Annotated in this window: 8 protein-coding genes; 2 read left to right on the plus strand and 6 right to left on the minus strand. The window is 75.4% G+C overall.

Annotated features, from left to right (window positions below; translation table 11 throughout):
* The first annotated feature begins 40 nt into the window (after positions 1 to 40).
* Positions 41 to 331 (plus strand): hypothetical protein, encoded by a 291-nt coding sequence (locus DRV96_RS15480; protein ID WP_119292787.1) that lies wholly within the window; start codon positions 41 to 43, stop codon positions 329 to 331.
* An 18-nt stretch (positions 332 to 349) separates the two neighbouring features.
* Here the strand turns inward: DRV96_RS15480 and DRV96_RS15485 are convergent, their stop codons facing one another.
* The 4 genes from DRV96_RS15485 to DRV96_RS15500 form a co-directional block, all read right to left on the minus strand.
* A complete protein-coding gene (locus DRV96_RS15485; protein ID WP_119292790.1) occupies positions 350 to 709 on the minus strand; it encodes a hypothetical protein in 360 nt (119 codons plus the stop codon).
* Positions 710 to 923: 214 nt separating this feature from the next.
* Positions 924 to 1547, minus strand: coding sequence for a class I SAM-dependent methyltransferase (locus tag DRV96_RS15490; protein ID WP_119292792.1), 624 nt, complete (start codon positions 1545 to 1547; stop codon positions 924 to 926).
* Positions 1544 to 3562: a peptidase U32 family protein gene (locus tag DRV96_RS15495; RefSeq protein ID WP_119292794.1), complete on the minus strand. Its 2019-nt coding sequence runs from the start codon at positions 3560 to 3562 to the stop codon at positions 1544 to 1546. The genes DRV96_RS15490 and DRV96_RS15495 overlap by 4 nt, the downstream gene beginning before the upstream one ends.
* Before the next feature lie 22 nt (positions 3563 to 3584).
* Positions 3585 to 6041, minus strand: a complete 2457-nt coding sequence (locus DRV96_RS15500; RefSeq protein ID WP_119292796.1) for a hypothetical protein — start codon at positions 6039 to 6041, stop codon at positions 3585 to 3587.
* A gap of 86 nt (positions 6042 to 6127) precedes the next feature.
* Between DRV96_RS15500 and DRV96_RS15505 the strand changes: the two genes are divergently transcribed.
* Positions 6128 to 7372 carry an MFS transporter gene (locus tag DRV96_RS15505; protein ID WP_119292798.1) on the plus strand — a complete coding sequence of 415 codons (1245 nt, stop codon included), beginning with the start codon at positions 6128 to 6130 and terminating at the stop codon, positions 7370 to 7372.
* Positions 7373 to 7378: 6 nt separating this feature from the next.
* Here the strand turns inward: DRV96_RS15505 and DRV96_RS15510 are convergent, their stop codons facing one another.
* Together DRV96_RS15510 and DRV96_RS15515 are read right to left on the minus strand one after the other, a co-directional pair.
* Positions 7379 to 7627: a hypothetical protein gene (locus tag DRV96_RS15510; RefSeq protein WP_119292801.1), complete on the minus strand. Its 249-nt coding sequence runs from the start codon at positions 7625 to 7627 to the stop codon at positions 7379 to 7381.
* 7 nt (positions 7628 to 7634) lie between these two features.
* The gene (locus tag DRV96_RS15515) at positions 7635 to 8663 is read right to left on the minus strand and encodes a hypothetical protein (RefSeq protein ID WP_119292803.1); all 1029 of its coding nucleotides are present in this window, start codon (positions 8661 to 8663) and stop codon (positions 7635 to 7637) included.
* Between the last annotated feature and the right edge of the window lie 222 nt (positions 8664 to 8885).

The following is an 8885-nucleotide window of genomic DNA, read 5'->3' on the forward strand; positions in this document are numbered from 1 at the left end:
CGATACTCGCGGCGGTCGAGACCGCACCGGGAGTCCAACCATGAGCCAGACCTACGGCATCGAAGTGCCGGGCCACCACGGCGGCGAGCCGCACCGCGCGGCGGCGCGCTACCTCGTCGTGATCGACAGCGAGGGCGGACGCATCGCGCGCCTGTTCACCGCGCAGCGCGAGGCCGTCGGCGAGTTCGACGCCGGCACCGACGACCTCGTGCGCCTGACGGGCGGGCGCACACCCGCGCACGGCGCCACCGGCCCGGAGTGGGACGCCGCACTCGCCGGCCACAGCGACGCCGAGCGCCGCGCTGCCGAGGTCTACACGCTCGATCCCTGACGGCGCGTGCAGGCGCGGTCAGTCGTCGTGCCCGTGGCGGTGGTGGTCGTGCCGGTGGCCGCGCTTCCAGTGCCTGCGCTCGTAGACGTAGACCGGCGGCGCATACACCACGGGCCGGGGCGCCACGTAGACCGGGTGGGGCGCGTAGACGACGGGCGGCGGGGCGTAGACCACCGGCGGCGGCGCGACGACGACCGGCGCCGGGTAGGCCACGACGCGCGGCGCGTTGGACAGGCTCACCCCCACCCCCACCGGGTGGCCGGGGGCGCTGATGTCGAGCGACCAGTACACGTCGCCGCGCGCGTACGCCGCACCGCCGGCCAGCGCGCCACCGAGCGCCAGCGCGGCGAGCCACAGGGTCTTCGGGGAACGGGTCATGGCATCTCCTTTACCGGCCGCCGTCGACGGTCCAGGCGTGGCGGCCCGTGCGTAGCAACGGCCCAGCCCGCGCGCCGGTGGACCGCCGATGTGTGAAGTTGCGTAAACGCGAAGGCGTCCGCGCGCCGGAGCCGGCGCCTGCGCGCGCCGAGGGAACTTGGCGTGCGCGGTGCCGACCGCGCCGCCCGTGGTGCGGCGCGCGCCGCGCGCAGCATCAGCGCCGCGCGACGAGGCCGATCAGCGCCGAGCGCCCGTGGTGGCCGCTGCCTTCGTGGATGTCGGCCTCGTACTCGCGCAGCTCGACGATCTGCAGCGCGGCGAAGGCTTCGCGCAGCATCGCCTCGGTGTACAGGTGCGACGCCAGCGGCGGGCCGCCGGTCCTGTACTCGAGCTGCTTGGGCGTGTAGCCCTGCAGGATCAGCACGCCGCCGGGCTTGAGGCTGTGCACGATGCGCTCGAACATGCGCGCGCGCAGCGGCGGGTCGGCGAACTGCACGAAGATCGCGACGACGCCGTCGTAGGCCGCGACCGGCCACGCGAAGCCGTCGACGTCGGCGACGTGGAAGTTCACCTGCACGCCCTCGCGCGCGGCGAACGCGCGTGCCTTCGCGACGCCGACCTCGGCGATGTCGAACGCGTCGACGCTGAAGCCCTGCTTGGCCAGCCACACGCTGTTGCGTCCCTCGCCGTCGGCGACGCTGAGCACGCGCCCGCCCGCGGGCAGCGCGTGCACGTGCTCGCGCAGCCACGCGTTGGGCTCGGTGCCGAAGAGGAAGTCGTCGCGCTCGAAGCGGCGGTTCCAGTGCTCGGCGGCGTCGGGGAAGGCGGTGGTGTTCATCGGGATGCCGGGGTGGCCGCGTGGGCCGCGGGCCGTGTGCGGTAGAAAGTCAGCGGTTCGCTCTTGAGCTGCCGCAGCACGTGCTTGCGCATCGCGCCGACGACGTGCATCTCGCACGGTTTGCAGTCGAAACGCAGCGTGAAGCGGTCGTTGCCGTGCACCAGCGTCATCGGCTCGGCGCGCACCGTGCCCTGCACGCCGGTCACGCCCCTGGCCTGCTTCGGGCACAGGCTCAGGCTGTAGCGCACGCAGTGCTTGGTGATCATCAGGCTCACGTCGCCGAGCGCCTCGTGGCTCTCGTAGGCCGCCTCGATCACGCGCACGCCGTGGCGCGCGTAGAACGCCGCGGCGCGGTGGTTGTAGACGTTGGCCAGATACGTCAGCGCGTCGTCGGGGTAGGGCACCGGCGGCTCGACCGGCTTGGCGCGCGGCAGGCGCCGCCATGCGGCGGCGCGCGCGGCTTCGAGCGCGGCCACCGCGTCGCGGCGCAGCGCGTTGACGACGGAGGCCGGCACGAACCACGGCTGCGCGAGCGCGAGCCGCACGCGCCGTGCCTCGAAGATCGTGTCGCCCAGGCGCGCGAGCGCGTCCTTGAGCTGCGCCTCGGCGCGCGCGGCGTCGCGCGCGACCTCGTGCGGGTGCGCCACCCGCGCGACGCCGCGGTGGCCGTCGGCGTCCTTGAGCGTCAGCTCGAAGCCCGGGCGGCCGTCCACTTCGGCCTGCGCCAGCGTCGCATCGACCGCGATGCGCCGCTCGGCCGACGGCTTGGCGAGCAGCCGCTCCCATGCCATGTCGCGGTTGCGGCCGACGGCGGTGTCGCGCCGCAGGTCGGCCTCGCGCGTCAGGTCGGCCACGGTGCGCCCGCGCGGCAGCTGCGGCACGATGCGCCAGCGCGTGCCGCCGGCGCCGTCGAGCGCGGTGGCGGTGTTGACCGGCACGCCGTGCAGCTCGCCCTGGCGGTCCCACCAGGTCAGCGCGTCACCGTTGTGCAGCACGGTCGCGGCGTCGCCGGTGTCGAGGTCGAAGTGGTCGGCCGCGACGGCGACGACGTGGCCCACCGGCAGCCCGGCGTGCTTGGGCGTGTCGAACGCGCCGATGTCGGCGCGGCGCCCGTGGACGAAGTAGTCGGTGCCGCCGCGGTTGAAGCCGAGCTCGGGCCGCGGCGTGAACGTGTACCGGCAGCGCCCGCTGCTCGCGCGTGCGAACTCGGGGCGGCGCTCGAGCAGCGCGTCGAACAGCCGCCGGTAGTGCGCGGTGACGTTCTTCACCGTCGCCATGTCCTTGTAGCGGCCCTCGATCTTGAAGCTGCGGATGCCGGCGTCGACCAGCGCCTCGAGGTTGGCGCTCTGGTCGTTGTCCTTCAGGCTCAGCACGTGCTTGTCGTGCGCGACGACGCGGCCCTGCGCATCGAGCACCGTGAACGGCTGGCGGCACTCCTGCGAGCAGCTGCCGCGGTTGGCGCTGCGTCCGGTCAGCGCGTGGCTGATGTAGCACTGCCCGCTGTAGGCCACGCACAGCGCGCCGTGGACGAAGAACTCGAGCGTGGCGTCGCGCACCTCGGCGGCGATCGCGCGGATCTGCGCGAGGTCGAGCTCGCGCGCGAGCACCATCTGCGAGAACCCCACGTCCTGCAGGAAGCGCGCCTTGGCCGGCGTGCGGATGTCGGTCTGCGTGCTCGCGTGCAGCTGGATCGGCGGCAGGTCGATCTCGAGCAGCCCCATGTCCTGCACGATCAGTGCGTCGGCGCCGGCGTCGTACAGCTGCCACGCGAGGCGCCGCGCCGGCTCGAGCTCGTCGTCGCGCAGGATCGTGTTCAGCGTGACGAAGATGCGCGCGCCGAAGCGGTGCGCATGCGCGGCCAGCCGCCCGATGTCGGCGACGCTGTTGCAGGCCTTGTCGCGCGCGCCGAAACCGGGGCCGCCGATGTAGACGGCGTCGGCGCCGTGGTTCACGGCCTCGATGCCGATCGCGGCATCGCGCGCGGGGGCGAGCAGTTCGAGATGCGGGCGGGGCATGGGCGCGCAGTGTAGGCGCGCCTCAGGCCGGCGGGTGCGCGTGGGGGCCCGCGCCGGCGATCAGCCGGTCGATCTCGGCGGCCAGCGCGACCGCGTCGTCGGCGAAGTAGTGCGTGTGCGCGCCGGCACCGAGGCAGAACTCGCTGCGCCCGTCGCGGCGCACGGCCACCGCGTGCCCCTGTGCGTCGATGCGCGCGACGTCGAACGCGCCGGGCGCGCCCGGCGGCGTCCACAGCGCGCGGCCGACGTAGTCGCCCGAGCGGTACGCGTTGACCCACTCGTGCAGCCCGAGCAGCGACGGCTGCGGCCCCGCGTGCGCGAACGCGGCCGGCGCCGGCCCCATCCAGCGGTACAGCAGCGGGAAGCGCGCCGCGTACAGGTCGCGCAGCGGCGAGCCGAGCGTCACCAGCGCGCGCGGCGCGTCGCCGGCCAGCGCGCGCAGCCGCCCGTCGTGCTGCAGGTGGCGCAGCAGGTCGGCGCTGATCACGGTGCCCTGGCTGTGCGCAACGATCACGACGCGCGCATAGCCGAGCCGGCGCACGTGGTCGAGCAGCGACGCGTAGCGCGAGAAGATGCGCGCGCGCGGCGCGCGCCGGTCGCTCGGGTCGCGGAAGTGGTTGTCGACGTCGAGCACGGCGTCGAGTGCGACGCGCAGCTTGCCGAGCGTGCGCGAAAAGCGCGCGCCCAGTGCGACGACGACCGCCGTGAGCGCGGCCAGGCCCTTGCCGATGTCGACGAGCAGCGCGCCCCACGACGCGCGCAGCTCACCCACCAGCGCATCGAGCAGCGGCAGCCCGCCGATCTTGTCCGCGGCGAACAGCAGGTAGACGGCGCCGCTGCCCAGCGCGAGCGCCGGTACGACGGCGCCGAACAGCACGGCCACCACGCCGCGCGCGCGTGTCCACCAGCGGCCGAGCCGGGCGCTGGCCGCGTCGCCGCGCGCGCTGGGCTGCACGGCGGTGGGCGCCAGTTCCTCGCGCAGCGACGGCGCCACCGCCACCACCGCGACGGTGCCGACGACGCCGGCCAGCGCCATCAGCGGCGTGAACAGCGCGCCGACGTCGCGCACCTGCGCCTCGAGGAACGCGGCGCCCGACGGGTACGCGCCGCCGCCCAGCAGCGCGGGCTCGAAGCGCAGGTCGGCCAGCGCGAACCCGCCGACGTAGGCGATCACCGACCACAGCACGAGGCTCAGCATCACGAACAGCGCCGTGGACACCGACAGCGCGATGCGCGCCGTGGCGAGCGACGCCGCGACGGCGCCGCCGGCGCGCGCGAGCGCGAAGCTCAGCGCCAGCGCCGCCATCTGCACGACGACGAGCACGCCCCACACGACGAGCAGCGCGACGAGCAGCGCCTCGCCGACGTGCAGCGTCGTCGTGAGCATCCACTCGGACAGCGTCGTCGCGTGCGCGAGGTCGCGCCGGCCGTGCCACAGCAGCAGCGCCGCGGTGGCGGCGAGCACCGCGACGCCGACGGCGCCCGCGCCGCGCACGGTGCGCACGTAGCGCTGCAGCAGCGCGGTACCGACGGCCAGCGTCGCCAGCCCCGCCGTCAGCGCGTACAGCGTCACCGGCGGCGTCGGGTCGAGGAGCGCGGTGGCCGCGATGCCGGCGCCGGCCAGCGCGGCCGCGAGCGCCGGCAGCGCTCGCGCGAGCGCGGCCGTCGCCGGCTCGGCGCGCTGCGCGGCCAGCCACGCGACGATCGCGAGCACGACGGCAGCGACGCCGCCGCCGAGCGCGAGCAGCAGCCGCGCGTGTTCGTGCGGCACGAACGCCGCCGCGCCGTAGCCCACCAGCAGCAGCATCGCGAGCTGCAGCAGCGCGGCCGGCCCGGTCAGCAGCCATGCCGACCACGCGTGCAGGCGCTGCAGCGCCGCGAGCGCGCGCCGGCCCGTGCCGTCGCTGCCGTCGCTTGCGGCCGCCAGCGCGACGTGGTCGACGACGTCGCGCGCGAGCGTGCCGAGGTGGAACAGCAGCTGGTACGCCGCCGACAGCGCGCGGATGCCGCCGGGCAGCAGCCGCGAGCAGTCGGCCCAGTACAGCTCGTACAGGTCGACGCCGCTGCCGTCGGCGCGCCGGCGCAGCGACACGCGCGTCGACGCGTACAGGCCGTCGGCCTCGGCGGGGCGGTAGCGCGCGAGCAGGTGGTCGGTCAGCGCGAGGCCGAGGTCGCTGGGGCGCTCGTTCGCGCCGCGCTGGTGCAGGTAGAACTCGCTCGGGCGGCCGGGCTCGAGCGCGGCCTCGGGCGGCGCCGACGCTGCGCCGCCTGCGCGCGGCGACGGCGCCAGCGGCGTGACCGGCACCAACACCTCGTGCACCTCGCCGTCGACGTAGCGCGGCGCGCCGTCGCGGCCATGGCACAGCAGCCGCGCCAGCTCGTGCACCGTCTGCCCGGGGGCCTGGTCGGCGACGCCGTGCACCGCGATCACGGCCACGCGCGGCGCGGGCGAGGGGGTGGCGGCGTCGTGCGCGCTCATCGTGGCGCCGATTGGAGCCCGGCGGCCGGTGCGCGGCAAGGCGCGAGTGTGGGGGGCGCGCTTGGCCTATGCTCGCGCCCCTTGCGATGAGCGACTTCGACGATTCGGCGCTGGCATTGCTGCGCCAGCCGCAGTTCCTGCGGCTGTGGGCCACGCGGCTGGCGGGCACCGGCGGCAGCCAGATGCTGATGGTCGCGCTGGGCTGGCAGATGTACGACCTGACCGGCAGCGCGTGGGACCTCGGCCTGGTCGGCCTCGCGCAGTTCGTGCCCGCGCTGCTGCTGACGCTGCCGGCAGGCCACTGGGCCGACCGCCACGACCGCCGGCGGCTCGTCGCGCTGGCGCTCGCGGTGCAGGCCGCGGTGGGCCTCGTGCTCGCGCTCGGGTCGTGGCAGCAGTGGGTCGGCCGCGGGCTGATCCTCGCGCTGTCGGTCGTGCTCGGCGCGATGCGCGCGCTGCAGATGCCGGCGCAGCAGGCGTTGCTGCCGTCGGTGGTGCTGCCACGCGAGCTCGCGCGCGCCACCGCGCTGGCCTCCAGCGGGCTGCAGGCGGCGATCATCGCCGGGCCCGCGCTCGGCGGCGCGCTGTACGCGGCCGGCGGCGCGGTGACGGTCTACGGCACGAGCGCGGCGCTGTTCGCCGTCGCGGTCGCTTGCATGGTGGGCCTGCGGCCGCGGCCGGTCGAGCGGCTGCGCGAGGCCGCGACCTGGGCCAAGCTGATGGCCGGCGTGCACTTCATCCGCGGCCGTCCGGTGATGCTCGGCGCGATCTCGCTGGATCTGTTCGCGGTGCTGCTCGGCGGCGCGACGGCGCTGCTGCCGATCTTCGCGCGCGACATCCTCGACGCCGGCCCGACGGCGTTGGGCCTGCTGCGCGCGGCGCCGGCCGTCGGGGCGCTCGCGATGAGCGTCGCGCTCGCGCACCGGCCGCTGCAGCGGCACGTCGGGCGCTGGCTGCTCGCGGCGGTGGCGGTGTACGGCGCGTGCATGATCGTCTTCGGGCTGTCGACGAGCCTGGTGCTCAGCTGGCTCGCGCTGGCGGCGTCGGGCGCGGCGGACATGGTCAGCGTCGTGATCCGCCAGACGCTGGTGCAGCTCGAGACGCCGGAGGCGATGCGCGGCCGCGTCGGCGCCGTCAACTCGGTGTTCATCGGCGCGAGCAACCAGCTCGGCGAGTTCGAGTCGGGCGTCACCGCCGCGTGGTGGGGGCCGGTGGCGTCCGTCGTCGTCGGCGGCGCGAGCACGCTGGCGGTGGTGGGCCTGTGGTGGCGGCTGTTCCCGTCGCTCGTGCAGCGCGACCGCCTGCACGAGCACGACGCGCTGCCGCGCTGACCCGCTTCAGGCCTCGAGCCAGCGCACGAGGTAGTACAGCCGCACGCCTTCCGACGAGCGCGAGGGCCCCATCACTTCGGCCGCGTGGCGGTGCCGTGCGGGGTCGGCGGCGGCGAGCGCGGCGTCGGCGCTGGGCATGGTCTCGACGCAGGTCTCGGGGAAGCGCTTGCGGCTGCCGCGGCGCACCGCGACGACGGCGAAGCAGCGCGTGACGAGGTGCGCCGCCTCGGGGTCGAGCGTCAGGCCGCCTTTCATCGCTCCCTCAAGGCACGGTGCGCAGCACCTGCAGGTGCTGCAGCAGCGGCTGCAGCACCGGCGCGAGGTGGCGGCGCATCAGCGGGCCGACCGCGGTCGTGCGGCCGAGGATCGGCTCGGCCGCAGCACGGCCGGTGGCGGCCAGCGCGGTCACGGCCGCGTGCACCTCGGGCGGCACGCCAGCGAGCGCGGGCGCATCGCGCGCGGCGGCGAACCACGCGGCGGTGACATCGAGCACGCGAAACGTCGCGTCGTGCGTCGGCGGCTTCTCGAGCGCGAGTGCGAGCGCGCGCAGGACGCCCTGGCCCTCGGCCGACGCGCAGCGCACGAGCAGCGCGGCGAGCGGGTGGCCGGCGCGTGCGGCGTCCTCGACGGCCGCGGGCACCGCGAGCGCTGCTGCCGGCGGCAGCGTCAGCGGCGCGTGCTCGAGCCAGCCGATCAGGTAGTGCGGGCGGTGCTGCGCCGAGCGCCACAGTCGCTCGCGCGCTGCGTCGTCGAGCAGCCCGGCAGCGGCCACCGCCGCCACCGACGCGATCGCCGTGTCGGGGTCCTCCTCGAACGGCAGGTGTTCGAGCAGGTGCTGCGCGAGCACCGGGCCCATCGCGCCGCGGCGCACGGCGTCGTGGCCGAGCATCGCGCGCGCGATGTCGCTGGTCGGCTGCGCCCACCACGCGCGCCGCGCGAGCTCGTCGGTCAGGTGCGCCGACAGCGACACCGCGGTCACCGCCTCGGGCTCGCCCAGGCGCAGCAGCGCCTCGAGGTTCTTCGGGCTCGCGTGGCCGCTGCGCGTCCAGCGGCGCAGGTGCACCGGGTAGCCGCCGGGCGAGCCCATCGCGTGGCCGGCGAGCACTTCGCGCACGCGCATCAGGTAGCGCTCGGCGCGCGTGTCGGGGTGCAGCGCCACGCGTGCCTCGCCGCGCGGCGTCAGCGCGTGCAGCGTCATCGCGCCCTCGTCGATGCGCACCGCGTGCACGTCGCTGGCCAGCAGCACGGCCAGGCGCAGCGCGTCTTCGGAAGCGAGTTGGTCGAGCGACATCGGCAGCCGCCGATGATGGCACCGGCCGTGGCCCCGACCTGCTGCCCGTTCGGGCTACCCGCAAGGGGAAGCCCTCAGAGCCTGTGAAGCTTTCGCTTCGAGGGGATCGAGGGCGCAGTCCGAAGTAACGAAGCCGCAGGCGCCAGCGGTACGTTCGGCGAGCTGCCGGGCACGAGTAAGGATCCGATTTGCGGGTCTACCCTGAGCTTTTCGGTCTTCATA

Origin of the sequence: Azohydromonas sediminis (assembly GCF_003574675.1) — a bacterium.
Lineage (GTDB): Bacteria > Pseudomonadota > Gammaproteobacteria > Burkholderiales > Burkholderiaceae_C > Calidifontimicrobium > Calidifontimicrobium sediminis.

Bases quoted from the DNA above. Each gene is read 5' to 3' on its own strand.
- DRV96_RS15480 (WP_119292787.1), top strand. From the start codon at position 41: ATGAGCCAGACCTACGGCATCGAAGTGCCGGGCCACCACGGCGGCGAG.
- DRV96_RS15485 (WP_119292790.1), bottom strand. From the start codon at position 709: ATGACCCGTTCCCCGAAGACCCTGTGGCTCGCCGCGCTGGCGCTCGGT.
- DRV96_RS15490 (WP_119292792.1), bottom strand. From the start codon at position 1,547: ATGAACACCACCGCCTTCCCCGACGCCGCCGAGCACTGGAACCGCCGC.
- DRV96_RS15495 (WP_119292794.1), bottom strand. From the start codon at position 3,562: ATGCCCCGCCCGCATCTCGAACTGCTCGCCCCCGCGCGCGATGCCGCG.
- DRV96_RS15500 (WP_119292796.1), bottom strand. From the start codon at position 6,041: ATGAGCGCGCACGACGCCGCCACCCCCTCGCCCGCGCCGCGCGTGGCC.
- DRV96_RS15505 (WP_119292798.1), top strand. From the start codon at position 6,128: ATGAGCGACTTCGACGATTCGGCGCTGGCATTGCTGCGCCAGCCGCAG.
- DRV96_RS15510 (WP_119292801.1), bottom strand. From the start codon at position 7,627: ATGAAAGGCGGCCTGACGCTCGACCCCGAGGCGGCGCACCTCGTCACG.
- DRV96_RS15515 (WP_119292803.1), bottom strand. From the start codon at position 8,663: ATGTCGCTCGACCAACTCGCTTCCGAAGACGCGCTGCGCCTGGCCGTG.